This is a genomic window from Acuticoccus sp. MNP-M23, from assembly GCF_031195445.1.
Classification (GTDB): Bacteria; Pseudomonadota; Alphaproteobacteria; order Rhizobiales; family Amorphaceae; genus Acuticoccus.
This window is the reverse complement of the sequence record NZ_CP133480.1, coordinates 3002931-3028455: the sequence shown is the minus strand read 5'-3', so window position 1 is coordinate 3028455 and position 25525 is coordinate 3002931. Positions and strand designations below refer to the sequence as shown.

Below are 25525 nucleotides of genomic sequence, written 5' to 3'. Positions count from 1 at the left end.
CTTTTCGGCCATTGGGAGAGAGCGTAGGCACCGGCAAAATGATCGCAACTCTTTTTACCGCGCCTGCCGAACCCGTCCCCCCGCTGACGGCAAGGGGGCGGACACGCAAAAGGCCGCCACCCCTTGCAGGGCGACGGCCATTTTCTGGTGCAGATGGCCGGCCCGCAAGGGCCGGACCGCCTCAGCTGGTGCGCTGGGCGATGGGCGTGTAGTCGCGATTTTTAGCGCCGGTGTAGAGCTGGCGCGGGCGGCCGATCTTCTGGCCGGGGTCCTCGACCATTTCCTTCCACTGCGCGATCCAGCCGACGGTGCGGGCGAGCGCGAAGAGGACGGTGAACATGTCGGTCGGGAAGCCGAGCGCGCGCAGGGTGATGCCTGAATAGAAGTCGATGTTGGGGTAGAGCTTCTTTTCGATGAAATACTCGTCCGACAGCGCGATCCGCTCCAGCTCCATCGCAACTTCCAGCAGCGGATCGTCCTTCATGCCAAGCTCGGCCAGCACTTCGTGGCAGGTCTTCTGCATGATTTTCGCGCGCGGGTCGTAGTTCTTGTAGACCCGGTGGCCGAAGCCCATCAGGCGGAACGGGTCGTTCTTGTCCTTGGCGCGCTCGACGTATTCGGGGATCTTGTCCACGGTGCCGATCTCTTCCAGCATCTTGAGCGCCGCCTCGTTGGCGCCGCCGTGGGCCGGGCCCCAGAGGCAGGCAATGCCGGCCGCAATGCAGGCGAACGGGTTGGCGCCCGAGGAACCGGCAAGCCGCACGGTGGAGGTGGAAGCGTTCTGCTCGTGGTCGGCGTGGAGGATGAAGATCCGGTCCATTGCGCGGGCGAGAACGGGGTTCGCCTCATAGTCCTCGCACGGTACCGAGAAGCACATGCGCAGGAAGTTGGCCGAGAAGTCGAGGTCGTTGCGCGGGTACACGAACGGCTGGCCGATCGAGTATTTGTAGGCCCATGCCGCGATGGTCGGCATCTTGGCGATCATGCGGACGGACGCGATCATCCGCTGGTTGGGATCATGAATGTCGGTGGAGTCGTGATAGAACGCAGACAGCGCGCCAACGCAGCCGACCATAACGGCCATCGGGTGCGCGTCGCGGCGGAAGCCGGCGTAGAAGCGGTTCATCTGCTCATGGATCATCGTGTGGTAGGTCACACGGCTGACGAAGTCCTGCTTCTGCTGGAACGTCGGCAGTTCGCCGTAAAGCAGGAGATAGCAGGTTTCGAGGAAATCGCCCTGTTCGGCCAGCTGCTCGATGGGATATCCGCGGTACAGGAGAACGCCCTTGTCACCGTCGATGTAGGTGATCTTGGATTCGCAGGAGGCGGTGGAGGTGAACCCCGGATCGAACGTGAACATCCCGGTGTCCTTGTAGAAGGACCCGATATTGATAACGCTCGGGCCTTCCGACCCATGCATGACGTCGTAGTCGACCGTATCGGCTCCGATGGCAAATTGCGCTTTGAGGTCGTTGGTCATCATCGGCTCCGTTCAGGTCTGATGGCAATTCTGCTTGTGAGGGCGACACCCTTCGGGCGCCGCCCAGCGTCCCGCACTCATGCCGCATTCAGAATGTTCGACCATGCGCTTACTGGATGGGGCAACCCCCTTCAAGCCTCTGCGGCATGGTGGCCATGCGCCGATGACAGTTTCGCGGCAGCTCCGGCGCCTGTAGGCTGCTGAAATGGCAATAAATTTCTACCGCAAAAATGCGTGGTGGCTCAGCACCGGGCTTCTCCTCAACTTCGCATCGTCCTTCGGCCAGACCTATTTCATCGCCCTGTCGGCCGGCGGAATCAGGGCCGAATTCGGCCTCTCGAATGGCGAGTGGGGCGGGATCTACACGGTCGCGACCATCATGTCGGCCGCAACATTGATCCTCATTGGCCGCTTTGCCGACACGGTTGCCCTCGTCCGCCTCGCCGTCATCGTTTTCGTGATCTACGCCCTTGCCGCCCTTTTGATGATGAACGCCAATTCCATCATCATGCTGGGCCTTGCCATCTATGGCCTGCGCTTTTGCGGCCAGGGCATGATGGGGTTGTTGTCGATGACGGCAATGGCCCGCTGGTTCGCCGCCAACAGGGCGCGGGCGGTTGCGATCACCGTCCTCGGCTTTCCGCTCGGCGAAGCGCTGTTTCCCTTCGTGGCCGTGCAGATCCAGTCCGTCGGCGACTGGCGCACGGTGTGGGGGTTTGCGGCGGCTTTCGTCGGGTTTGTGGTGCTGCCGGTGGCATTCATCCTGTTGCGGCAGGGGCGCACGCCACAAAACGAGGGCGGGGGTGACAGCGCCGTTGGCATGGGCGGGCGGCACTGGACCCGCGGAGAGGTTCTGCGCCACTGGGCATTCTATGCGCTGTTGCCGGGGGTTCTTGCCGCCCCGTTCATCGGCACCTGCGCTATGTTCCATCAGGTTCACATCGCCGCCGTCCACAACTTCGACCTTCGGGTGATGGCCCTCGCCTTCCCCGTCTATGCCGCAATTTCCGTCGTCAGCTCGCTGACGGCCGGCTCGGTGATCGACCGGATCGGGCCGACGCGGGTGCTGCCGTTCATGGTGCTGCCGCTCGGCGTCGGCGTTGCCGCGCTCGCCCTCCCCGGCGGGGTGTGGATCTGGTTCATCGTCCTCATCGGCATTGCCATGAGCCAGGGCATTGCCGTCACCATGATGGGCGCACTGTGGCCGACGCTCTACGGCACGCGCTCCATCGGCAGCGTGAAGGCGATCCTCAGCGCCTCGATGGTCGCCGCCACCGCCATCGGCCCCGGCATCACCGGCTACATCATCGACGCTGGCGTCAATTTCCCGCAGCAGGCGCTGTTCATGAGCGCCTACTGCCTTGCGATGTCGTTGCTGTTTGCCGTGGTCGCCCCGCGGCTGCGCGCGGAGCTGCCGGCACGGGTCGCCGCTCAGGCCGCCTGATCGGCAATCCGGGCGAGCGCCTCGTCACGGCCCAGCGCGGCCAGCACATCGAAAATGCCGGGCGAGGTGGTGGTGCCCGTCAGCGCCGCCCGCAGCGGCTGCGCCACTTTGCCAAGCTTGGCGCCGGCCTCCTCGGCGTAGGCGCGCACGGCAGCGTCGGTGCTCTCCACCGTCCACTCGGGGAGCGCGGCGAAGCGTGGATGGAGCGCCGCCAGATGCGCCTTGCCCTCGTCCGACAACAGCTTTTCTGCCTTTGCGTCCAACGCCAGCGGGCGCGGCGCAAACAGGAAGCGGGCGTTGTCCAGCAGCTCCACAAGCGTCTTGGCGCGCTCCGCAAGGCCGGGAATCAGCATTCTCAGCGGTTCCTCGGCGCCCGCGGCCAGGGCCGCGCGCACGGCGGCGGGATCCTCCTGCGCATCGATCACCGGGTCCAGCGCCTCGCGCAGTCGCTCGGGCGTTGCGGCCCGCATGTACTGACCGTTCATGTTTTCGAGCTTCACGAAGTCGAACCGCGCCGGTGAGCGGCCGACCGCATCAAGGCCGAACAACTCGATCATCTGTTCGGTGGTGAAGAACTCGTCATCGCCATGCGACCAGCCGAGGCGGACGAGATAGTTGCGCAGGGCCTCGGGCAGATACCCCATCGCGCGGTAGGCATCGACGCCGAGCGCACCGTGGCGCTTGGACAGCTTTGCCCCGTCCGGTCCGTGGATCAGCGGAATGTGCGACATTGCCGGCACGTCCCATCCGAGGGCCTTGAAGATCAGCGTCTGCCGCGCCGCGTTGGTGAGGTGGTCGTCACCGCGGATGATGTGGGTGACGCCCATGTCGTGGTCGTCCACCACAACGGCCAGCATGTAGGTCGGCGAACCGTCCGAGCGAAGGATCACGAGGTCATCAAGGTCCTTGTTGGCGAAGCGGACAGTGCCCTGCACGCCATCCTCGATCACCGTTTCGCCCTCGATCGGCGCTTTCAGCCGGACCACCGGATCGACGCCCTCGGGTGCCTCGGAGGGGTCGCGGTCCCGCCAGCGGCCGTCATAGCGCGGCGGGCGGCCTTCGGCGGCGGCGCGCTCGCGCATTTCGGTCAGCTCGGCGGCGGAGGTGTAGCAGCGGTAGGCGTTGCCGGAGGCGAGCAGCGTTTCCGCAACCTCCCGGTGCCGGTCCGCGCGAGCGGACTGGAACAGCGGCGCGTCATCTCCTTCGATGCCAAGCCACCTCAGACCGTCCAGAATGGCGTCGATGGCTTCGGGCGTGGAGCGGGCGCGGTCGGTGTCCTCGATCCGCAACGCCATCGCGCCGCCGTGGTGACGGGCATAAAGCCAGTTGAAGAGCGCAGTGCGCGCCCCGCCAATGTGCAGGAAGCCGGTGGGCGACGGTGCGAACCGCGTTACGACCTTGGGTTTAGTTTCCATGTGATACACGCTAGTGTTGGGACGCGGCAAACCCATCGTCTAGCCGAGCGCCGGCCCACCCGTCGACCCGGCGGGCGCGAAAAAGGAGGACTTGCCCGTGTCTCTGGTGGTTTCCGCGCAAGGGCAGTGGGCGCCGGGCCGCGCGCTGCGCGCCGCAATAGCCCGCGAGATCGACCACGGGCGTTTCCCGCTCCTGCTGCCCGCGCTTGCCATTGTCGGCATATGGCTTTGCGTGGCGGGGCACCTCCCTATGGCCCCCGTGCCGCTGGGGGCTTGCGCGCTCACCCTGTTCGGTGTGCGGCTGGCCGCGGGCCGCCTGCCGCTGACGGCGCCCCTTGCCCCGCTGGCGCTGGCGCTGGCGGCCATTGCGGCGGGGGCAACATCGCTCGCCGTGCAGAACAGCCGTGTGGGCACACCCATGCTCATGCGCACAACCAGCGCCAACCTCACCGGCATCATCCGCGCGGTGGACCGGATGGAAAAGCGCCAGCGGATCGTTCTGGCCCTCACCGGCGCCGATCTTCGCGCGCCGTGGCCGAAAGCGGTGCGCCTTGTGGTGCGCGGCGCCGACCCCCTTGCCGTCGGCATGACGGTCTCGGCCGGGGCACGGCTTTTCCCCTTGCGCGGTCCGGCAATGCCGGGCGGCTACGATCCCGCACGGCGGCTCTACTTCGACGGGATCGGCGCAACCGGCTTCACCTACGGCAAGCCGACCCTTCTCGCCCCGCCCGAAGACGGCCTCTTCAACCGCATCGCTGCCGTGCGGGACACCATCGCCTCGCGGATCATGGCGGCCGACGTGCCGGGCGCTGCCTTTGCGGTGGCGCTTCTGGTGGGTGAACGCGGCTTCATGACCGATGACAATGTGGAGGCACTTCGCGCATCCGGCCTCGGGCACGTTCTTGCCATTTCGGGCCTGCACATGGCGCTGGTGGCCGGGTCCGTGTTTGCCGCCGTGCGCCTCGGGCTGGCGCTTGTGCCGGGGCTGGCGCTGCGCTTTCCCATCCGCAAGTGGGCGGCGGTGGCGGGACTTCTGGCGGCCACCATCTATCTGGCGCTCTCCGGCGGCGCGGTGCCCACCGTGCGCGCCTACATCATGCTCCTTCTGGCGCTCCTTGCCGTCATCGCGGACAGGCCGGCGCTCACCATGCGCGCCGTCGCCATTGCCGCGACCCTCCTCATTGCCGTGGACCCCATCAGCGCCCTTGAGCCGGGCTTCCAGATGTCATTCACCGCCGTGGTGGCGCTGGTGGGCGCCTACGAGTGGTGGCGCTCACGCGGGAGGCGGCGGAGCCGCGTCTGGTCGCAGCCGGTGCTGGCGTTCATGCTGGGGCTGGCCGCCACATCGCTCATCGCCGGCCTTGCAACACTGCCGGCGGGTGTCTTCCATTTTCACCGGATGGCGCCGCTGGGGCTGGTGGCCAACCTTGCAGCAATGCCGCTCCTCAGCCTCATCGCCATGCCCGCGGGCGTCGTCACGCTGGTTGCCATGCCGCTGGGGCTGGAGCACCTGCCCCTTGTGGTGATGGGCCACACGCTGGACGCGATCGCCATGATTGCGCAGACCGTGGCACGCTGGAGCGGTGATCGCGGCGCCGTGGGCGCCCTCCCCGCACCCGCCGCGGTGCTGATGATCGGCGGCCTTCTGTGGCTTGCCGTGCTCACCGCACCGTGGCGCCTCCTGGGCACCGCGGCCATTGCCGCCGGGCTGATGGTGGCAGCAGCAGGCCAGCCCGCAACGCTTTTCGTGGCCGACGACGGGCGCAGCATTGCCGTGCGCGGCGACGGCGGCACCATGGCGCTCGGCCCGAAGACCAGCAGCTTTGCCGGCGAAATGATGCTGCGCGCCAACGCAGACTCCCGCTCGCCCAAAGCCGCCGTCGATGCGCTTTGCGACGGCACGGGCTGCACGCTCCGTTTTGCCGGCGGCCTGGTGGCCGTGCCCCGGTCGCCGCTGGCCGCGATGGAGGATTGCCGCCGCGCCGCCGTGGTCGTCTCGCGCGACCGGCTCACCCACTGCCCGGCCGCCCTGGTGATCGACCGTCGCCGTCTGGCGCGCGAGGGTTCGCTCGCCGCCTGGAAGACTGGCGCGGGGTGGACAGTGCGCGCCGAACGACCGGGCGGGCCGACCCTCCCCTGGCACGTCCCCTCCGAGGTGCAGCGCAACTGAAGGTCAGCCGCTGCGGGCCGCAAGAAAGTCGAGGATGGCGCGCGCCGCATTCTCTCCGGGTGAGCCGTCCACCGCCATCGCGCCATGGAAGGCATCGAAGGTGGCTTGCTGGGCCATGCGGGCCGCCTCGTCCGCAAGGAGCGGCCGCAGTGCGGCGGCCAGCGCCTCCGGCGTGCCTTCGTCGTCCAGAAATGCCGGGATCTCGTTGCGGCCGATCACGATGTTGGTCAGCACCATGGACGGCGCCTTGACGATGGGCAGCACCGGATGGAGCGCCTTGATGAGGCGGCCGATCCCGTCGAGCCGATAGGCAACGACCATAGGCACCCGCGCGGCTGCAAGCTCCAGCGTCACCGTCCCGGATGCCGCCAGCGCCGCCCGTGCCGCGCCAAAGGTCTCGGCCTTGGCGTTTGGGCCGGAGACAATCCGCGGTGCCACCGGCCAGTCCGCGGCAAGCGCCTCGATCTGCGCACGCCGATGCGGCACCGCCAGCACCTGGATCTCGCGCTCCCCGGCCGCCGCCGCAGCCGCTTGGCCGAACACCGGCATCAGCCGCTCGATTTCCCCGCGCCGGCTTCCCGGCAGCACCAGCAGCGCCTCGCCGGACGGCGGCGCGGGCCGCTGCATCGCTTCGAACAGCGGATGGCCCACATAAACGCAGGCCGGCCCGCCGAGCTTCGCGTGCACCGCCGGCTCGAACGGAAACAGCGCCAGCACGAGATCCACGTAAGCGCGCATGGCCCGCGCGCGGCCCGGCCGCCAGGCCCACACGGTGGGGCTCACAAAATCGACAATGGGAAGGTGCGGCAGGGCGCGGCGCACGCGCCTTGCAACCCGGTGGGTGAACTCAGGTGCATCCACAATGACGAGAACGTCCGGCGGATCGGCAATCACCGCGTCGGCCGCCTCTCGAATGCGCGCCAGAAGGTGCGGCAGGCGCTTGACGATGGCATCGAAGCCGTTGACCTCGATGGCCTCCATCGCGAACACCGGGGCAAGCCCCTCGCCCAGCATCGTGTCACCGCCAACGCCGCGCCAACGGATGCCGCGCGCCCGGTTCATCGCAGCCATCAGCGCGCCGGCAAGGTGATCGCCCGACACTTCGCCGGCAAAGATCGCAACCTTCAGCGGTTTCAAGCGGGTGCCCCGGCGGTACCATCCAGCGCAATCACGAACGCGCCTTTCCGGTCGGCAAGCTGCAGCATGGCGTCGCGTTCGGCCAGAATGGTGCGGCCCGCCTCGATGGCGATGCCGCCGAAGCCGGCGTCCAGCACACGGGTCAGCGTTCCGGCGCCCACCACCGGCACATCGGCGCGCATGTCCTGCCCCCGCTTGGCCCGCTTGACGAGAACGCCCGCGCCCTTCTTTGCGCGGAACCGCCGGGCGGCCCGAAGGTCCGTGCAACGCTCGACCATGGCGTCGGTGCCCTCCGCCCCCTCCACGGCAATGACGCGCCCGTCTGCCACCATCACCGCCTGCCCCACGTCAAACACGGCCGTGGCGTCCAGATAGGCAGCGCCAAGCGCAATGTCGGCATGATGGGCGGCGCTCGGCGCATGGCGCCCCAGAACGCCCGCCGGGGCCAGAAGCTCCGGAACGGCATCCGCCACAGCCACAATGCGGAACCCCTCCGCTTCGAACAGGGCAAGCACATTGCGCACGATGGTGTCGTCGCCGCCGACCACCGCGCGCACGATTTTCGGCACCAGCTTCAATGTCTCGAAATCGCCGAGGATCCGGCTGTAGTCCGGCCGCTTGCGGATGGCGCCCAGGAACAGAAGATCCATGGTGTTGCGGGCGATCATCATCTTGCGCAGGCGCCCGATCTCGCCATAGCCGAGGCGGTGGCTTTCGATGCCGTCCGGCGCCTCGTCCGCCTCACCGTCGATGGCAAAGACCACGACGGGGCGGCGGGGGGCAACCGCGCGAGCCGCCTCCCAGGGCAATGCCCCCGCGCCGGCAATGATCGCGAGCGGTGTCGTGACCTCTGCGGCGCGCGGGTCAGACACCGGCTTCGAGGAGATCCGTTTCGGCAGCCCCGCCATGGTCCTTCGGCAAGGGCTGAAGCAATGGCCGGTTGCGCCCCGCCTCGATGAAATCGAGGATCGTGCGCACCAGCGGGTCGTCGCCCATCTCGGCGTCAAGCCGGGCAACCCGCTCGCGGAACAGCGCATCGCCCACAAACAGCATGCCGTATGCAGCAAGCAGCGTGCGGATGGATTCGCGCGAAAAACCGCGCCGCTTCAGCCCGACGAGATTGAGGCTGTCGAGCCGGCCGCGGTGGCCGATGACATAGGCAAAGGGCACAACGTCCTTGGTGACGCCGGAGAGGCCGCTGATGAACGCGTAGGCCCCGATCCGCACCCGCTGGACAATCGCCGCACCGCCGCCGATCAGCACATAGTCGCCCAGATGGCAGTGGCCGGCCAGAAGCACGTTGTTGGACAGGATCACGTGATTGCCGACGACACAGTCGTGGCCCACGTGGACGCCGACCATCAGGTAGCAGTCGTCACCCACAACGGTTTTCGTCTTGCCGCGTGCGGTGCCGGCATGGACCGTCACATGCTCGCGCAGAATGTTGCGGGCGCCGATTTCGACGCTGACGTCTTCGCCGGCGTAGCTGAGGTCCTGCGGCGGACCGCCGACGATAACGCCGGCGTGCAGCACGGTCTCGGCGCCGATGGTGGTGTTGCCGCAAACGACCACGTTCGGACCGAGGACGACGCCATCGGCCAGAACCACGCCTGCTTCCACAACCGCGTTGGGTCCGATGGTGACGCCTTCACCGAGCGTTGCGCCCGGTGCCACGAAGGCCGTTGGGTGAATGGGCAAGATCAGTCGCGCACGATCATGGCGCTGACGTCGGCCTGCGCGACGGTCTGCCCATCGACGACGGCTTCACCGTGGAAGCGCCACACGTTGCCGCGCTGGCGCTCCTTGGTCATGCGGTAGTGCACCACATCGCCGGGAACCACAGGCTTGCGGAACTTCGCCTTGTCGATGGTCATGAAGTAGACAAGCGAGGGCGAGGTGCTCTCTTCCTGGCTGATGACGCACAGGACACCGGCCGTCTGCGCCATGCCTTCGATCAGCAGGACGCCCGGCATCACCGGTTCCGCGGGAAAGTGCCCCTGGAACTGCGGCTCGTTGATGGACACGTTCTTGACGCCGATGCCGAAATTGTCGCTGTCGATCTCGATGACCCGGTCGATCATCAGGAACGGGTAGCGATGCGGCAGATACCGCAAGATATCCCGAATGGTCGCCGATTCAATCGTTCTACTCATCCCGGCGAGCCCGTCCCCTCCGTCCATCTCAACCAACTTCGTTTTCTGTTGCTCGTTTCACCAGTCTAGGACTGGACGTCAGCTTTTTGAAGCGCTCCCGCCGCGGATCAACCGTGCAATCGCCATTCGCTCGGCAACAAAGCGGCGCGCGTCGGACGCTGGAGCCCCTGCATACTGCGCTCCGGCAGGAATGTCTTCACCCACCGCCGATTTACCCGCAACGGAACAGCCATCCCCGAGCGAGATACCGTCGCGCAGGCCCACATGCCCGCCGAGGGTCACATGGTCGCCCATGGTGACGGAACCGGATACGCCCGTGCAGCCGGCGATGACACAATGCACCCCCATCACCACATTGTGGCCGATCTGGACCTGATTATCCACCTTCGAGCCCTTGCCGATCACCGTGTCGCGGTGGGAGCCCCGGTCGATGGTGACGTTGGCGCCCAGCTCCACATCGTCCTGGATCACCACGGCGCGGACCTGCGGGATCTTCACGTAGCCGTTCGGCGTGCGCGCGAGGCCGAACCCGTCCTGCCCGATGCGGCAGCCGGGGTGGATGATCACACGGTCACCGATATGGGCGCACTGGATGGTGGAATTGGCGCCGATCGACGTGTTGCGGCCGATGGTGCAGCCCGGACCGATGACCACGTTGGCGCCGATCACACTGCCGCGACCGATCTCGACGCCGCGCGACACCACCGCAAACGGCTCGACGATGACGTTGGCTTCCAGAAGGTCCGGATCTTCGATGATCGCCGTCGGCGCAACCTCCCCGCCGGAACGGGCGGTGAGCGGGCGCGGGCGCATGGCCGAGGAATGGAACAGCCCGGCCGCCAGACCGAAGGCGTTCGCGGGGTATGGCGTGATCAGCGCCACGGCGTTCTCGCCAAGTTCGCCGGCAAAGCGGGCATCGCAGAAAACGGCGCCGGCTTTGCTCTCTCGGGCCGCCTTGCGCATTTTCCCATCGCGCAAAAACGAGATGTGCTCAGGGCCCGCTTCGTCCAGGCCCTTGAGGTCGGACATGATCCGGTCGCGCGCCGCAGGGTCGACCTTGGCGCCGACGGCGTCTGCGATGGTGCCGAGGGTCTGTGGCTCTGCGGGGGGGAAGAAGCCGCTCGTCATGCAAATCTTGCCGTTCGTTAAAATGAAAAAGGACGCGCCCGGTGGGGCGCGTCCCTGTTTAGCCCATTGTGGGCTGGATCAGAACTGCGTGCCGCCGGAGAGACGGAAGACCTGCGTCCGGTCCACCTCCTGCTCGAGGAAGGGCACTGCAAAGTCGGCACGGATCGGGCCGAAAGGCGAGTTCCAGAGGATGCCGACACCGCCCGATGCGCGCAGGTCGAAATCGTTGGAGACCACGGTGGCCGAGCCGCCGTTGCGCCGCACGATGTCCGGATCGACGCCCCAGAGCGAACCGGCATCCGCGAACACCGCACCGTTGAGGCCGATTTCAGGCGGCAGGAACGGGATCGGGAAGGTCGCTTCGGCCGTGGCTGCCACGTAGTAGCGACCGCCGAGTGCTTCACCGGTGACACGATCACGCGGACCGACACCGGCACTCTCGAAGCCGCGCAGGTTGGCGCCACCCAGGAAGAACTGGTCCTGAACCTGGAGGTTGTTGTCGAACGACTGCATCGCACCGCCGGAGACGGAGAGCAGGCCAACCACGCCGAATGCCGGCAGGACTTCCTGGTAGTAACGGGCCTTCGCTTCGGTCCGGTAGAACTTCGCGTCGCCGCCGAGACCGGCAACTTCGTTGGTCCAGTTGGCGTAGATGCCTTCGCGGGGCTGAAGCTGGTTGTCCAGCGTGTTGTAGACCAGCGAGTTGCCGATCATCGAGGTCAGACGCGAGCCCTGGCTGTCGCAGACGGCGAGAGAAAGGGTCGGGTTGCGGCGGTTACAGCCGTTGTCGACGTCCACGTCACGGTTGAAGATCTTGTAGAAGAACTGCGTGGAGAAGTCCTCGGTGAGCGGCACCGTCAGGCGCAGCGTGCCGCCGGTGGTCACCGTGTCGTAGGGCTGGCTGTCGGTGGAGTCGTAGCGCAGGTGGTAGATGTCGAACCCGCCGGCGAGACGGCGACCGAACAGGAACGGCTCGGTGAAGGAGAACTCCGCCGTCTGGCTCTGGGTGCCACCGCCGATCGATGCCTTAACGTACTGGCCGCGACCCAGGAAGTTCGCTTCCTCGACCGTCACGTCGCCGACAATGCCGGACTGCGTGGAGTAGCCGACACCGAAGGTCACCTTGCCGGTGGATTTCTCTTCCACGAGCACGGTCACGATAACGCGGTCGGGCGAAGACCCCTGCGACGTGGTGATCTGGACGGTCTCGAAGAAGCCGAGGCTGTTGAGCCGGCGCTCGGCGCGGTCGAGCAGGATGCGGTTGAACGCATCGCCCTCGGACAGGTCGAACTCGCGGCGGATCACGTAGTCACGCGTTGTGGTGTTGCCCAGAATGTCGATGCGCTCGATGTAGGCCTGCACGCCCTGGTCGACCCGGTACACCACGTCGATGGTGCCGGCTTCGAAGTTGCGCTCGCCCGCCGGGACCACTTCGGCGAAAGGATAGCCGTCACGGTTGGCTTCAAGGGTCAGCGTTTCGAGGGATTCCTCGATCTTCTCGGCGGAATAACGGCGGCCGGGACGGGTCGCAACGCGGCGGCGGAGCTGATCGGGGTCAACATCGGCCAGCGTGGTTTCCACCCGCACTTCACCAAATTCGTAACGCTCGCCTTCGTCGATGGTGAAGGTGATGAAGAACTGGTTGCGCTCGCGGTCATAGTCCGCCGTGGCGGCAATGATGCGGAAGTCGGCAAAGCCGCGGTTGAAGTAGAAGCGACGCAGCGCGTCCTGGTCGGAGACGAGGCGGGCCGGATCGTAGGTGTCGGACGAGCGGATGAAGCCAAGCAGGCCGCTTTCCTTCGTCTTGATCAGGTCGCGCAGGCGGCTGTCGGAGAATGCGCGGTTGCCGATGAAGGCAATGCGGCCGACCGTGGTCTTCACGCCTTCGGTGATGTCGAACACCAGGTCGACGCGGTTTTCGCCGCGGTCGATGGTCTTCGGCTCGACGCTGGCAAGGTAGCTGCCGCGGCTGCGATAGGCCTGCAGGATACGCTGCACATCGCTCTGGACCGTGGCGCGGTTGAAGATCGCGCGGGCCCGGCTTTGCGTTGCGGCTTCGAGAAGCTCGTCGGAGATGCGCCTGTTGCCTTCGAACGATACGCGGCTGATCACCGGGTTCTCGACGACGCGGACCACCAGCGTGCTGCCCGACGACGTGATGGTCACATCCTCGAACAGGCCCGTGGCGAACAGCGCCGCGATGCTGTCGTCGATGGCACCTGCCCCATAGGAGGCGCCAGGACGGATGGTGAGGTAGGCGCGGACGGTTTCATCGTCGACACGCGCATTGCCTTCCACTGCAATCCGGCTCGCCACTGCGGCGAAGGATGGAGCGGCGAGCGCGATTGCAATCCCCATGACGGCAACGGCCATGGCCATCGCCTTGAGGGTGGTTCGCATCATTGGACCCGGACGGAACAACATGATCGGGACATAGCCTCGCTTTACTTCCAACCGCCGCATGTGCGGTCTGCCTCCAGCTATGCTCGCCTCGGGCCGGTAGAACAAGGCGATACCCCCCTCTTCAGGCCTGTTTCGGAAGGCACCGTTGCGCCTATGCCACGCTCCGTTACGAGGTAAGGTGAACGATGTCGTTGAAAGTGGCGAAACCCATTAACAGCAACACCAGACCGAGCCCGATGCGAAATCCCACATCCTGCGCCCGCTCCGACAAGGGACGCCCGCGCAGCCCCTCGATTGCGTAGAAAAGCAGGTGGCCGCCGTCGAGCATCGGGATCGGCATCAGGTTAATGAGACCGATCGAGACCGACAGCATTGCGGCCAGACTGAACAGTGCGCTGAACGAAATCGACGCCACTTCGCCGGAAACCTGCGCCACGCGGAGCGGTCCGCCCAGCTGATTGGCCGACTGCGTGCCGGTGATGATACCGCCCACGACCTCGACGGTGCGCTTTGTAATATAAAGGGTTTCATCCACTCCGGCGGCAATTGCGCTGAAGGGGCCGAGCTTTTCGCGAGGGATGCCTTCAGCACCCACGTCCCGCTGCACGCCGAGGACACCCTGCGCGTAGGGATTGCCGAACGGGTCCGTCAGCTCGCGCTGTTCGGGCGTTGCAACGAGGTCTACCGATTCGCCGCCGCGGGTGACGGTGAAGGTCAGCGTCTCTCCGGCGGCGCTGGCGACGACCCGCTGCACAGCGGAAAAGCTGGCGACCTTGTCGCCGTCGATGGCGACAATCACGTCGCCCGGCTCGAAGCCGGCGGCTGCGGCCGGACTGTCAGGCTGGACGGAGGAAACCATGGCATCCGCCATCGGCCGGCCGTTGATCGAGAAATAGATCGCAAAGATTGCAATCGCGAGAATGAAGTTGGCGACGGGCCCGGCCGCAACAATGGCAGCGCGCTGCCACAGGGGCTTGAGGAAGAAGCTCGTCTTGCGCTCCGCTTCGCTCATGCCTGACAGCGCGTCCCGGTCGGGAACGCTGGCGGCATTCTCGTCACCGGCAAACTTCACGTAGCCGCCCAGGGGCACGACGGAGAGCTTCCAGCGGGTGTTGTAGCGGTCGTTCCAACCGAAAAGTTCCGGCCCGAACCCGATGGAGAAGGCATCCACCGCCACCCCGCACCAGCGCGCCACCAGAAAGTGACCCATTTCGTGGACGAAGATGATGAGCCCGAGCACAAACAGGAACGGCAGCGCGTAGCTTGCAACGTTCGAGCCGAGCGACAGGATGTAGTCCATCGAAGATCCTTCCAATTACACGCGCCGGAATATTGACTGATTCGTTTCACGACGCGCGTTGTTCATCGCGCATACTGTTGCCGCATCCACGCCTGCGGCCTGATGCGAACCTAGCGGCCGGCCATTGCCGGGATCTTCTCCCGTGCAACCCGGCGCGCCTCGCCGTCGATCGCCTCCACCGCGTCGACGCTGTCTGCCGCGCCGCTGCGGCCGGCCATGGCATCCAGCGTCGCCTCCACGAGGGCGGCAATGTCCAGAAAGCCGATCTCCTCGGCGAGAAACGACGCCACGGCAACCTCGTTCGCCGCATTTAGTGCATTGGTCGATGCGGTGCCAGCACGCAGGGCTGCGCTCGCAAGCCGCAGGGCCGGAAAGCGGGCGTCGTCGGGCGCCTCGAAGGTGAGGTTGCCGAGCGCGACCAGATCCAGCGCCGGAACCGGCGCCGCCCCCCGGTCGGGATAATGCAGGCAGTGGGCGATGGGCGTGACCATCGACGGATTGGACATGTGGGCAAGGCAGGAGCCGTCCGCATAGTGGACCATCCCGTGGATGATCGACTGCGGGTGGACGACCACCCCGATCCGGTCAGGCCCAACGGGAAAGAGGTGATGCGCCTCGATCACCTCGAGGCCCTTGTTCATCATGGTCGCCGAATCGATGGAGATCTTCGCACCCATCGACCAGTTGGGATGCTTCAGCGCCTGACGCGGGCCGGCAGCGCGCATCGCCTCCAGCGACGCCTCGCGGAACGGACCGCCGGACGCTGTGAGGACGATCCGTGTGATGGCGCCCAGCGCACCGCGTTCGAACACCTGGAAGATGGCGTTGTGCTCGGAATCCACAGGCAGAACGGTGGCACCGGCAGCGCGGACCCGCGCCATCGCCACCTCCCCCGCCGCAACCAGCACTTCCTTGTTGGCAAGGCAGACGATGCGCCCCGCATCAATGGCGGCAAGCGCCGGACGGAGCGCTGCAAAGCCGGGGATTGCAACAATCACGCGCTCGGCATCCATGGCGGCCAGGGCAACCATGGCATCGGCGCCGGCATCGGTGGCAAGGCCCTGCGGGCCGAGCCGCGCCTTCAGCGCCGGGCCGCAGGCAGGGTCGGCCGCCACCGTCATCAGCGGGCGGTGGCGCTCGGCAATGGCACAAAGTTCGTCGACACTGCTGTTGGCGGCGACCCCCACCAGTTCGAAACCGCCAGCCTCGATGGCGGCAAGGGCGGATGTCCCGACAGACCCCGTTGCGCCAAGGAGAACGACGCGCGTCATCCCATCCCCATCATGTGGAGGAGACCGGCGGCCGGTGTCGCGGCCGAAACCCAGAATGCCACGATGCTGCCCATCAGCACGCTGATGAGTGCGGACACTATGAGCCCGTCGACACGGTCCATCACGCCGCCGTGGCCGGGGATGAGCGTTCCCGCGTCCTTGATGGAAAAGCGCCGCTTGGCTGCCGATTCGATCAGATCGCCGCTTTGCGCCCCAATGGCGACCAGGCCCGCGGCGATCAGTGTTCCCGCCGCAAACGGCACGCCCAGCATGTTGCCCACAACCGCGCCGAACACGATGGCTGCCACAAAGCCGCCCACAGCGCCGGACCAGGTCTTGCTGGGCGAAACGCTGGGCCACAGCTTGGGTCCGCCCACCTTGCGCCCGACGAAGAACGCCATGGTATCGCTGGCCCATGCGATGAGAAAGACGAAGATCACCGCGCCGAAACCGTCTGCGCCCTTGCGCAGCGCAACCAGCGAAACCACCGCGAGCCCCGAATAAAGCATGCCCGCCGCCAGCCAGCGCAGCGAGATGAAGGATTTTTGCAGGGTGCCGACCGCGGCAGTCACACCACAGGCGATGGCCACGGCAGCAAGCGCCACGGGAAGCGGCGACATGTGTGCCAGAACGGCAATGCCGGCAAGGGCGGCCCATCCGGTCAGCCGCGGGCCCAGCATCCCGCCGGCCCCCACCATGGCAAGCCACTCGTAAAAGACAGCGGCGCCGATGATGAGCGCCAGAAGCAGGAAGGGAATCCCGCCCAGATAGGCGGTCGTGATGACGATGGGGATCAGCACCGCCGCCGACATCAGCCGCAACCGCATTTCGCGGTTGAAGAGAAAACGCTCCCGCAGCGCACGAACGCGGGCGCGGATGCGCCGCGGCGGCTTGGCGGGAACAGGGGCGCCTCGAGGACGCCCGCTGGAGCGCAGCGAGAACCGCTTCGGCCGGCTCACGTGGACACGGAGGTGACTGGCGGCACGGTGCCGAAACGGCGCTCGCGGCCGGCAAAATCGCGCAGCGCCTCGTCGAACATGGCTTCGTCGAAGTCAGGCCACAACGCGTCCGGAAAGCTGTATTCGGCGTAGGCCGACTGCCACAGAAGAAAATTCGAGATCCGCTGTTCGCCGCTGGTGCGAATCACGAGGTCCGGATCCGGCAGGGTGCCGGTGTCGAGGAAACCCGCGAACCTTGCTTCGTCCAGCGCTTCGACGGCAAGCTCGCCGCGCGCCACGGCCTCGGCTGCCCGCCGGGCGGCCCGGACGATCTCGTCGCGCCCACCATAATTGAACGCCAGCACCAGGTGCATCCGGTCATTGTGTGCCGTCCGCGCTTCTGCGTTTTCGATCATGCCAAGCAGCGTGCTGTTCAGATCGTGTCGTCCGCCAATAACCTGCACCCGCACCCCCTGCTCGACCAGTTCTTCGAGGTCGCTGCGGATATAGCGCTGGAGGAGGCCCATTAGTTCACTGACTTCGGCCTTCGGACGATTCCAGTTTTCGCGGGAGAAGGCATACAGCGTGAGAACGCCGACACCGCGGTTGCCCGCGTGACGCACGATCCGGCGGACGGATTCAACGCCCTTGCGATGACCCAGCGTCCGCGGCAGGCCGCGGCGGCCTGCCCAGCGCCCGTTGCCATCCATAATGATGGCGACATGCCGCGGCACCCCGCTGTGCGTCAGCGGCGGCAACGACGCGGGGGGCGGTCCGGCGGGAACGTGAGTCACGTGTCAGATCTGCGTGATTTCTTGCTCTTTGTTAGACAGGATAGCATCAATTTCCGAGACTTTGTCGTCCGTCAGTTTCTGCACCCGATCGGACTGGACACGCGTGTCGTCCTTGCTGGCCCCGTCCTTCTCGGCCTTCTTGATGTCTTCCATCCCGTCGCGGCGGACGTGGCGGATCGATACCTTGGCCTGCTCGGAATATTTGTGGGCGACCTTCACCAGCTCGGCGCGGCGCTCGGCGTTCAGCTCGGGGATCGGGATGCGCATCACCGTGCCCTCGACCACGGGGTTGAGGCCGAGGCTGGATTCGCGGATCGCCTTTTCCACGGCCTGCGCCATGGAGCGGTCCCAGACCTGAACGTTGATGAGGCGGGCCTCCGGGACCGACACCGTTGCCACCTGGGACAGCGGCATCGTCGTGCCGTAGGCATCCACGGTGACGGGCTCCAGCATGGATGCGCTGGCCCGTCCGGTGCGCAGACCGGACAGCTCGTTCTTAAAGCCCTGGATTACGCCGTCCATCCGCCGTGCCAGGTCATCAAGGTCGACGCTCATCTCGGCTCTCCTCAGTCACGTATTCTTGTCCGCCTCCATGAAGGCGGAAGGGGTTGGTATCAAGTGAACAGGCCCTTCGGCAACGTCTCGCTGCACAAAGGGCCGTCCGTATTCAGTCGCAGACGATGGTGGACACGCCCTCGCCGCGCGCCACCAGAGGCAGTGCACCCTCGTCCTTGATGGAGAACACCACAATGGGCAGACCGTTGTCGCGGGCCAGCGCAATTGCAGCAGCATCCATCACGCCGAGGTTTTTCTCCAGCGCTTCCTGGTGCGTCACCGTCTCGTAGCGGGTTGCGTTCGGGTCGCTCTTGGGGTCGGCGGTGTAGACACCGTCCACGTTGGTGCCCTTCAGGAGCGCATCGCAGCCCATCTCCACCGCGCGCAGCGATGCCGCGGTGTCGGTGGTGAAGAAGGGGTGGCCGGTGCCCGCAGCAAACAGGACCACGCGCCCTTCCGCCATGTGCTTCAGCGCCCCGCGGTGGGTGAAGCGGTCGCAGATCACCGGAACGTCGATGGCGGAAAGCACGACGGCCTCGGTACCAAGCGCCCGCAGCTGTGCCGCCACGGCAACCGCGTTCATCACGGTGGCCAGCATTCCCATCTGGTCGCCGGCAACACGGTCGACGGCGGTCAGCATGTGGTTGGCGCCGCGCAGGAAATTGCCGCCGCCGATGACCAGGCCGACTTCGCAGCCGGACCGGACCACCTCGACGATCTCCGAAGAGATGCGCTGGAGCGTCTTCTGGGAGATGCCATGGGCGCCATCGCCCATCAGCGCTTCGCCGGAGACTTTGATGAGAAGCCGGCGCCACTCGGACGCCGGCTTTAACTGTGACGGCACGGCGCGATCAGACGCCAGCTGCCGCAGCGACTTCGGCAGCGAAGTCGGACTCTTCCTTTTCGATCCCCTCGCCGAGCGCGAAGCGGACGAACCCGGTCACGGTGATCGGGGCACCCACAGCAGCTTCACCGTCCTTGACGGCCTCGGCCACGGTCTGATCCGGGTTCACGACGAAGGCCTGCTTCATCAGCACGACTTCCTCGTAGAACTTGCGCATCCGGCCTTCGACCATCTTCTCGATGATGCTGTCCGGCTTGCCGGAAGCACGGGCCTGATCGGCGTAGACGGCGCGCTCACGGTCGGCGGCTTCAGCCGGGATGGCGTCCACGTCGAGGGCGAGCGGGTTCACGGCGGCCACGTGCATGGCAATCTTGCGGCCCAGCTCTTCGAGCTTGGTCTTGTCGCCGGTGGACTGCATCGCGACCAGAACGCCGAGCTTGCCCAGACCGTCCGCCACTGCGTTGTGGAGGTAGGTGGCGACAACGCCGTCGCTGACTTCGAGGCTGGCCGTGCGGCGCAGTGCCATGTTCTCGCCGATGGTCGCGACCGCTTCGGTCACTTCCTCGGCAACGGTGCGGCCGGTGCCGGGGTAAGGCTGTGCCTTCAGCGTGTCGAGGTCGCCATTTGCTGCGAGACCTTCAGCGGCGATAGCGCTGACCAGTGCCTGGAACTTTTCGTTGCGGGCGACGAAATCGGTTTCGGAGTTGACTTCGACGAGCACGGATTTCGTGCCCTGCGAGGCGGCGCCAATAAGGCCTTCGGCTGCAACGCGATCCGCTTTCTTCGCGGCTTTCGACAGACCTTTCTTGCGCAGCCAGTCAACCGCGGCTTCCATATCGCCACCGGTTTCATTCAGCGCGGTCTTGCAATCCATCATGCCGACGCCGGTTTTCTCGCGGAGCGCCTTCACCTGCTGCGCGGTGATCGTCATGGTATAAAGTGTCCTGATTGTGCGTGTTTTTGTGGCAACGGCCGGCACCTCTCTTGAATGAGGTACGACCTCGTGTCGAGACCTTGCGCATGACTTTTGCCGCACAAAGCTTCACACTCCGTGCGGCAACCACGCGTCCCGATGGCGTTATATAGTCGCCCTTTTCGCAGACCGCTACCCCGCAGTCGCCTCCGCGCGGATTGCCTCCCGATCACGGCCGTTGAGCCCGATCAGGGGATCGGCGGTGACAAGGTGCTGCAACAGCCCGTCGCGCAGGCTGTAAACCATGCCGTACACGCCAAGGTCCTGCCCGCGCGCCCACGCATTGCGCACGATTGTGGTGGAGGTGATGTTCTTGACCTGCTCGATGACGTTTAGCTCGCAAAGCCGGTCGGCCTGTGCGGGTTCACCGTCGATCGCGTCGATCTCGTCCCGGTGAAGACGGCGTACCAGGCGGATGTGGTTGAGCCAGTTGTCGATCAGGCCGTGGTCTTCGTCGGACATGGAGGCCTTCACGCCGCCGCAGCCATAATGGCCGCACACGATGATGGTCTTCACCGAGAGCACCTCGACCGCGAATTGCAGCACGGACAGGAAGTTGAGGTCCGACGGCGAGACGACATTGGCAATGTTGCGGTGGACGAAAACCTCTCCCGGCGGCAGATCCATGATCTGGTTGGCCGGCACCCGGCTGTCCGAACACCCGACCCACAGGAATTCCGGCGCCTGCTGATGCGACAGCCGCTCGAAGAATGTCGGGTCGTTGGACTTGATCCTGTCGGACCAGTTCCTGTTGCGCAAAACGAGCTTGTCGAGATCATCCACGCCGTGTTGCTCCTGCCACTCGCACTGACCCTGCCACCGTCTAGCCATACACCGTTCCGCCGGTTTGCACTGAATGAACGCTGGCGCAAGGTGCGCGGCGCAGCAGTGCGGATGATTGGAAGCGCCGACAGATTGGCCGCAACCCTCTCTTGCCATCCGCAGCGCGCTCACGTATGTCCCCGCGTAATCCCTCACGCGAGCACGGACTTCCGGTGCCATCCTGGCAGCGCTCGCGGCGGTTCAACCGGATGAGACTACAAAAATGGCAGTTCCTGACTTTACGATGCGGCAGCTTCTCGAAGCTGGCGTTCACTTCGGCCACCAGACGCACCGCTGGAACCCCAAGATGGACGAGTACATCTTCGGCGCCCGCAACAACGTCCACATCATCGACTTGGCGCAGACCGTTCCGCTGCTCCACCAGGCGCTGAAGGCCGTTTCAGACACCGTCGCCAAGGGCGGCCGTCTTCTCATGGTCGGCACCAAGCGGCAGGCCCAGGAGGCCGTCGCCACATCCGCCACCGAATGCGCGCAATATTATGTGAACGCGCGCTGGCTCGGCGGCATGCTGACCAACTGGAAGACCATCTCCCACTCCATCAAGCGCCTCAACAGCCTTGAAGAGCTGATGGACGGCCAGGGCCAGGCCGGCGGCTTCACCAAGAAAGAGCGCCTGACGCTCGACCGTGAGCGCGAGAAGCTCGACCGCAACCTCGGCGGCATCAAGTCGATGGGCGGCGTGCCGGACATCGTGTTCGTGATCGACACCAACCGCGAAACCATCGCGGTGCAGGAAGCGCGCCGGCTCGGCATTCCCGTGGTCGCGATCCTCGACACCAACTGCGACCCCGACGGCATCACCTACCCCATTCCGGGCAACGATGACGCCGCCCGCGCAATCACCCTTTATTGCGACCTGATCTCCCGCGCCGCACTCGACGGCCTGCTCCGCTCGCAGGGCGACAGCGGCTACGATCTTGGCGAGAGCGAAGAAGCCCCCGTCGAGGCCGCAATCGAAGAGGCGCCGGCAGAAGCCGCAGCCGAGGCTCCCGCGGCCGAGGCAACCGTCGAAGACCTGATGACCCCGACGCCCGAAGACACCGGCGACAAGCCCGCCGAACAGCAGGCCTGACGTCAGGCCAAGGGGCAACCTCCCCGGCCGCGGCAGCGATGCCGCCCAAACCATCCAGCCCGGACAGCCCCGCTGTCCGGGCTTTTTCGTTGTTCGGGCCGTGCGAACACGCCGGTTTTGTTGCGGCACGAAGCGTTCGTGCCCACTTATAGGACCGTTGCTTCAACACGGACTTGCGCATGATCCCCTTCGACCTTGGCGTCAACCTTTACCTGATCGCAGCGGCGGTCCTGGTTTTCGTGGTCATTGTTGCCGCAGTGAAGACCGTGCCGCAGGGGATGCACTACACCGTCGAGCGGTTCGGCCGGTACACCCGCACCCTCAAGCCCGGCCTCAACATCCTCACCCCGTTCGTGGAGCGCGTGGGCGACAAGCTCAACATGCGCGAGCAACTGCTGGACGTGCCGAGCCAGGAGGTCATCACCCGCGACAACGCCACGGTGACGGCCAACGGCGTCACCTTCTTTCAGGTGCTGGACGCGGCCCGCGCTGCCTACGAGGTGACCGACCTAGACAACGCCATCCTCAATCTCACCATGACCAACATCCGCTCCGTCATGGGGTCGATGGATCTCGACGAGCTCCTCTCCAACCGCGACGAGATCAACCAGCGTGTCCTGCGCGTCGTTGACGCCGCCGTGGACCCGTGGGGCGTGAAGATCACTCGCATCGAGATCAAGGACATCAACCCGCCGCCCGAAACCACCGCGGCGATGACCCGCCAGATGAAGGCCGAGCGCGAAAAACGCGCCATGGTGCTGGAGGCCGAGGGCGACCGGGCCGCCGCCGTCGCCCGCGCCGAGGGCGAGAAGCAATCGCTCATCCTCGCCGCCGAGGGCCGGCGCGAAGCCGCCTACCGCGACGCGGAAGGCCGCGAGCGCACCGCGGAAGCCGAGGCCCGTGCCACCGAGGTGGTGTCCACCGCCATCGAGGAAGGCTCGATCCAGGCGATCAACTACTTCGTCGCCGAAAAATACGTGGGTGCGCTGCGGGACATTGCAGCGGCGCCCAACCAGCGCACGCTGATCCTCCCTATTGAGACCGCGGCCACGCTGGGCTCGCTCGCCGGCATTGCCGAAATTGCACGCGATGCCTTTTCAGGCGGTCCCGGCCCGGCCAGCCCTGCGCCCGAGGGCGGCGGCCCGCGCCCGTCGCCAAGGGAGATCGAGCGCGCCGTGGAGGCGGTGATTGCCCGGACGGCCTCGCCGGTGCCGACTATAACGCCGGACAACGACACGCCAGACAGCGCCACTGCCGAAGTGCCGCCCGGCGAAAGCCGGATCGAACGGATCCGCCGCCTGACCACCCGCAACGATGCCCTAGGCGCCCGCCTGTCCGGCGAGACGGAGGACCGCTGAGATGATCGTCTTTCTCGCGATCCTGCGCGACCTCGGCCCCTATGTCTGGTTCATTGTCGGCGCGCTGTTCCTGATTGCGGAGGTGATGCTGCCGGGCGTCAACCTCATCTGGTTCGGCGTGGCAGCCTCCGCCACCGGGCTTGTGGACCTTGCCGTGCCGCTCGGCTGGGAGCTGCAGATGGTCTGCTTCCTCGCCATCTCCGCCATCTCCGTGGTGGCTGCGCGGATGATCACCATGCGCAGCATCAGCACCGGGACGGAGGAGGTCAACCGCGGCCCGTCGTCGATGATCGGCCGCGAGCTGGCGCTGGCGGACCCCATCGTCAACGGCACCGGACGCGCCCTGTTTGCCGACAGCACCTGGCGCGTCGCCGGGGCCGACCAGCCCGCCGGAACCCGCGTGCGCGTTGTGGGCATCGACGCGTCCACACTGGTCGTGGAACCTGTGGAGCGGTGAATCGACCGGCGGGCAGCCATGCCCGCCTGCCTTGCGCCGCCCACCACGCCGCGCCACCCTCGCGCAATGATCATCCTGCCATTTCCCGACCTTGCCGAAGGCACCTGGATCGAGCGGCGCAAGCGCTTCATGCTCGATGTGGCGTTGCCTGATGGTTCGCAGATCACCGCGCACGTCCCCAACACCGGCGCGATGACCGGACTCGTCAACCCCGGCGCGCGGGTGCTCCTTTCGGTCTCGGACAATCCGAAACGCAAATATGCCCATACGCTGGAAGCGGTTGAGGCGGATGGCGTCTGGGTGGGCGTGAACACGCAAAACCCCAACCGGATCGCTGCGGCACTTGCGCGCGCGCGCCATGCCCCCTTCCCTGCCGAAGGTGAGGTCCGGCCCGAAGTGCGATACGGCAAGGCCGAGCGGATCGACCTTCTGATCACCCCGGCGGACGCGCCGCCGCTTTACGTGGAGATCAAGAACGTCCACCTGGTCGAGCGGCCGGGCGAGGCTTCGTTTCCAGATTGCGTGACCGCCCGCGGCGCCAAGCACCTGGACGCCCTCGCCGATGAAGTTGCCGCTGGCAACCGCGCGATGATGGTCTACCTCATCCAGCGGGGCGACGTGTCGTCCTTCCGCCTCGCGCGCGAGATCGACCCCGCCTATGGCGCCGCGTTCGACCGCGCGGTGGCGGCCGGCGTTTCGATGGTCGCATTGCGCTGCACGGTCACGCCTGAGGGGATCGGCGATGCCGAAGCAGTGCCGGTCCTTGAGCCGATGGGCATGGCTGCTGCCTGAAAGGCCGCGCGTGGGTTGCCATCGCGTCCGGAAACGACGACATAATGGACATCAACAGACGGCGTGGTGACATGGTGGAATTCGTCGACGCGGACACGGCGCCCGCGCGCAACACGGGACAGGTGCGGCTCTACAACGAGGCCGCCTTCGAAGCGATGCACAAGGCTGGCGGGCTGGCCGCCCAGTGCCTCGATGCGCTTGAAGACATGATCGAGCCCGGTGTCACCACCCAGGCCATCGACGAATTCGTCATGGATTTCGCAAAGCAGCACGACGTGCTGCCGGCAACGCTTTATTATCGCGGCTTCCGCCACTCCACCTGCACGTCGATCAACCATGTGGTGTGTCACGGCATTCCGGCGCAGAAGGCGCTGCGCGAGGGCGATATCCTCAATGTCGACGTGACCTTCATCCGTGACGGATGGCATGGGGATTCCTCCCGCATGTACCGCGTCGGCCAGGTGCGCCGCGCTGCTGACCGGCTCCTCAAGGTCACGCTGAAGGCGCTTCAGATCGGGATCGAGGCGGTCAAACCCGGCAACACCACCGGCGATATCGGCGCCGCCATCCAGGACTATGTGGAGAGCGAGCGCTGTTCCGTGGTGCGCGAGTTCTGCGGGCACGGCGTTGGCCGGCTGTTCCACGACATGCCCAACATCCTGCACTATGGCCGCGCGGGCGATGGCGTGCGGCTGCAAAAGGGCATGATCTTCACCATCGAGCCGATGGTGAACCTTGGCCGCCCGCACGTGAAGGTCCTGTCGGACGGATGGACCGCCGTGACGCGGGACCGTTCCCTGTCCGCCCAGTACGAACACACCATCGGCGTCACCGAAAGCGGCTGCGAGATCTTCACCGCATCCGAACGGCTTGACGCAGCCGCTTCTGCCTGACCGATTGAGCAAATAAATTCCCGCATCGATAGCCCGAAATTGTGTGGCTCTTACGGCAACCAAAGGTTGATTAATAAGATTGGTTTTCGTAGTTTCGTGTGATCG

23 protein-coding genes are annotated in these 25525 nt (G+C 65.9%); 7 read left to right on the top strand and 16 right to left on the bottom strand.

What is annotated here, in order from left to right:
- Positions 1-181 precede the first annotated feature (181 nt).
- Entirely contained in the window at positions 182-1480 is a 1299-nt protein-coding gene (gene gltA, locus RDV64_RS14015) for a citrate synthase (protein ID WP_375143829.1), read from the bottom strand.
- A 205-nt stretch (positions 1481-1685) separates the two neighbouring features.
- Between gltA and RDV64_RS14010 the strand changes: the two genes are divergently transcribed.
- Positions 1686-2924, top strand: coding sequence for an MFS transporter (locus RDV64_RS14010; RefSeq protein ID WP_309195537.1), 1239 nt, complete (start codon positions 1686-1688; stop codon positions 2922-2924).
- On the opposite strand, the gene gltX is transcribed toward RDV64_RS14010, so the two are convergent.
- Positions 2912-4339, bottom strand: a complete 1428-nt coding sequence (gene gltX, locus RDV64_RS14005; protein ID WP_309195536.1) for a glutamate--tRNA ligase — start codon at positions 4337-4339, stop codon at positions 2912-2914. The genes RDV64_RS14010 and gltX overlap by 13 nt on opposite strands.
- A 97-nt stretch (positions 4340-4436) precedes the next feature.
- Here gltX and RDV64_RS14000 point away from each other — a divergent pair, with 97 nt between their 5' ends.
- A complete protein-coding gene (locus RDV64_RS14000) occupies positions 4437-6509 on the top strand; it encodes a ComEC/Rec2 family competence protein (protein ID WP_309195535.1) in 2073 nt (690 codons plus the stop codon).
- Between the two features lie 3 nt (positions 6510-6512).
- On the opposite strand, the gene lpxB is transcribed toward RDV64_RS14000, so the two are convergent.
- The 14 genes from lpxB to RDV64_RS13930 all read right to left on the bottom strand — a co-directional run bounded on the left by lpxB (position 6513) and on the right by RDV64_RS13930 (position 20836).
- A complete protein-coding gene (gene lpxB / locus RDV64_RS13995) occupies positions 6513-7646 on the bottom strand; it encodes a lipid-A-disaccharide synthase (protein ID WP_309195534.1) in 1134 nt (377 codons plus the stop codon).
- Positions 7643-8518 carry a UDP-2,3-diacylglucosamine diphosphatase LpxI domain-containing protein gene (locus RDV64_RS13990; RefSeq protein WP_309195533.1) on the bottom strand — a complete coding sequence of 292 codons (876 nt, stop codon included), beginning with the start codon at positions 8516-8518 and terminating at the stop codon, positions 7643-7645. Before RDV64_RS13990 ends, lpxB begins: the two co-directional genes overlap by 4 nt.
- Positions 8511-9344: an acyl-ACP--UDP-N-acetylglucosamine O-acyltransferase gene (gene lpxA, locus RDV64_RS13985; RefSeq protein ID WP_309195532.1), complete on the bottom strand. Its 834-nt coding sequence runs from the start codon at positions 9342-9344 to the stop codon at positions 8511-8513. Before lpxA ends, RDV64_RS13990 begins: the two co-directional genes overlap by 8 nt.
- A 2-nt stretch (positions 9345-9346) precedes the next feature.
- The gene (fabZ, locus tag RDV64_RS13980; protein WP_309195531.1) at positions 9347-9799 is read right to left on the bottom strand and encodes a 3-hydroxyacyl-ACP dehydratase FabZ; all 453 of its coding nucleotides are present in this window, start codon (positions 9797-9799) and stop codon (positions 9347-9349) included.
- A 78-nt stretch (positions 9800-9877) separates the two neighbouring features.
- Positions 9878-10927: a UDP-3-O-(3-hydroxymyristoyl)glucosamine N-acyltransferase gene (gene lpxD / locus RDV64_RS13975; protein ID WP_309195530.1), complete on the bottom strand. Its 1050-nt coding sequence runs from the start codon at positions 10925-10927 to the stop codon at positions 9878-9880.
- A gap of 78 nt (positions 10928-11005) precedes the next feature.
- Entirely contained in the window at positions 11006-13300 is a 2295-nt protein-coding gene (bamA, locus tag RDV64_RS13970; RefSeq protein WP_309195529.1) for an outer membrane protein assembly factor BamA, read from the bottom strand.
- A gap of 196 nt (positions 13301-13496) precedes the next feature.
- Complete coding sequence (rseP, locus tag RDV64_RS13965; protein WP_309195528.1) at positions 13497-14630, bottom strand: RIP metalloprotease RseP; 1134 nt, start codon at positions 14628-14630, stop codon at positions 13497-13499.
- A 110-nt stretch (positions 14631-14740) separates the two neighbouring features.
- Entirely contained in the window at positions 14741-15901 is a 1161-nt protein-coding gene (dxr, locus tag RDV64_RS13960) for a 1-deoxy-D-xylulose-5-phosphate reductoisomerase (RefSeq protein WP_309195527.1), read from the bottom strand.
- Positions 15898-16860, bottom strand: a complete 963-nt coding sequence (locus tag RDV64_RS13955; RefSeq protein ID WP_309195526.1) for a phosphatidate cytidylyltransferase — start codon at positions 16858-16860, stop codon at positions 15898-15900. The genes dxr and RDV64_RS13955 overlap by 4 nt, the downstream gene beginning before the upstream one ends.
- Positions 16857-17597, bottom strand: a complete 741-nt coding sequence (locus RDV64_RS13950; protein WP_309195525.1) for an isoprenyl transferase — start codon at positions 17595-17597, stop codon at positions 16857-16859. Before RDV64_RS13950 ends, RDV64_RS13955 begins: the two co-directional genes overlap by 4 nt.
- A 39-nt stretch (positions 17598-17636) precedes the next feature.
- Positions 17637-18188, bottom strand: a complete 552-nt coding sequence (gene frr / locus RDV64_RS13945) for a ribosome recycling factor (protein ID WP_309195524.1) — start codon at positions 18186-18188, stop codon at positions 17637-17639.
- A gap of 112 nt (positions 18189-18300) precedes the next feature.
- Positions 18301-19032 (bottom strand): UMP kinase, encoded by a 732-nt coding sequence (pyrH, locus tag RDV64_RS13940; RefSeq protein WP_309195523.1) that lies wholly within the window; start codon positions 19030-19032, stop codon positions 18301-18303.
- 7 nt (positions 19033-19039) lie between these two features.
- Positions 19040-19963 (bottom strand): translation elongation factor Ts, encoded by a 924-nt coding sequence (gene tsf / locus RDV64_RS13935; protein WP_309195522.1) that lies wholly within the window; start codon positions 19961-19963, stop codon positions 19040-19042.
- A gap of 174 nt (positions 19964-20137) precedes the next feature.
- A complete protein-coding gene (locus RDV64_RS13930; protein WP_375143752.1) occupies positions 20138-20836 on the bottom strand; it encodes a carbonic anhydrase in 699 nt (232 codons plus the stop codon).
- 214 nt (positions 20837-21050) lie between these two features.
- Here RDV64_RS13930 and rpsB point away from each other — a divergent pair, with 214 nt between their 5' ends.
- The 5 genes from rpsB to map all read left to right on the top strand — a co-directional run bounded on the left by rpsB (position 21051) and on the right by map (position 25420).
- Positions 21051-21920 (top strand): 30S ribosomal protein S2, encoded by an 870-nt coding sequence (gene rpsB / locus RDV64_RS13925; RefSeq protein ID WP_309195520.1) that lies wholly within the window; start codon positions 21051-21053, stop codon positions 21918-21920.
- A 179-nt stretch (positions 21921-22099) separates the two neighbouring features.
- A complete protein-coding gene (locus RDV64_RS13920) occupies positions 22100-23278 on the top strand; it encodes an SPFH domain-containing protein (protein ID WP_309195519.1) in 1179 nt (392 codons plus the stop codon).
- A 1-nt stretch (position 23279) separates the two neighbouring features.
- On the top strand, positions 23280-23735 hold the full coding sequence (locus RDV64_RS13915; protein WP_309195518.1) for an NfeD family protein: 456 nt from the start codon (positions 23280-23282) through the stop codon (positions 23733-23735).
- A gap of 18 nt (positions 23736-23753) precedes the next feature.
- Positions 23754-24527, top strand: a complete 774-nt coding sequence (sfsA, locus tag RDV64_RS13910) for a DNA/RNA nuclease SfsA (protein WP_375143751.1) — start codon at positions 23754-23756, stop codon at positions 24525-24527.
- A 44-nt stretch (positions 24528-24571) separates the two neighbouring features.
- Positions 24572-25420, top strand: a complete 849-nt coding sequence (gene map, locus RDV64_RS13905; protein ID WP_375143750.1) for a type I methionyl aminopeptidase — start codon at positions 24572-24574, stop codon at positions 25418-25420.
- The last annotated feature ends 105 nt before the right edge of the window (positions 25421-25525 follow it).

What these genes read in the sequence shown, in the direction of transcription:
- sfsA (WP_375143751.1), top strand. Translation starts at nt 23,754, where the DNA reads ATGCCCGCCTGCCTTGCGCCGCCCACCACGCCGCGCCACCCTCGCGCA.
- lpxD (WP_309195530.1), bottom strand. Translation starts at nt 10,927, where the DNA reads ATGACGAGCGGCTTCTTCCCCCCCGCAGAGCCACAGACCCTCGGCACC.
- RDV64_RS13915 (WP_309195518.1), top strand. Translation starts at nt 23,280, where the DNA reads ATGATCGTCTTTCTCGCGATCCTGCGCGACCTCGGCCCCTATGTCTGG.
- gltX (WP_309195536.1), bottom strand. Translation starts at nt 4,339, where the DNA reads ATGGAAACTAAACCCAAGGTCGTAACGCGGTTCGCACCGTCGCCCACC.
- gltA (WP_375143829.1), bottom strand. Translation starts at nt 1,480, where the DNA reads ATGACCAACGACCTCAAAGCGCAATTTGCCATCGGAGCCGATACGGTC.
- bamA (WP_309195529.1), bottom strand. Translation starts at nt 13,300, where the DNA reads ATGGCCGTTGCCGTCATGGGGATTGCAATCGCGCTCGCCGCTCCATCC.
- rpsB (WP_309195520.1), top strand. Translation starts at nt 21,051, where the DNA reads ATGGCAGTTCCTGACTTTACGATGCGGCAGCTTCTCGAAGCTGGCGTT.
- RDV64_RS13920 (WP_309195519.1), top strand. Translation starts at nt 22,100, where the DNA reads ATGATCCCCTTCGACCTTGGCGTCAACCTTTACCTGATCGCAGCGGCG.
- fabZ (WP_309195531.1), bottom strand. Translation starts at nt 9,799, where the DNA reads ATGAGTAGAACGATTGAATCGGCGACCATTCGGGATATCTTGCGGTAT.
- map (WP_375143750.1), top strand. Translation starts at nt 24,572, where the DNA reads ATGGACATCAACAGACGGCGTGGTGACATGGTGGAATTCGTCGACGCG.
- rseP (WP_309195528.1), bottom strand. Translation starts at nt 14,630, where the DNA reads ATGGACTACATCCTGTCGCTCGGCTCGAACGTTGCAAGCTACGCGCTG.
- RDV64_RS13930 (WP_375143752.1), bottom strand. Translation starts at nt 20,836, where the DNA reads ATGGCTAGACGGTGGCAGGGTCAGTGCGAGTGGCAGGAGCAACACGGC.
- tsf (WP_309195522.1), bottom strand. Translation starts at nt 19,963, where the DNA reads ATGACGATCACCGCGCAGCAGGTGAAGGCGCTCCGCGAGAAAACCGGC.
- dxr (WP_309195527.1), bottom strand. Translation starts at nt 15,901, where the DNA reads ATGACGCGCGTCGTTCTCCTTGGCGCAACGGGGTCTGTCGGGACATCC.
- RDV64_RS14010 (WP_309195537.1), top strand. Translation starts at nt 1,686, where the DNA reads ATGGCAATAAATTTCTACCGCAAAAATGCGTGGTGGCTCAGCACCGGG.
- frr (WP_309195524.1), bottom strand. Translation starts at nt 18,188, where the DNA reads ATGAGCGTCGACCTTGATGACCTGGCACGGCGGATGGACGGCGTAATC.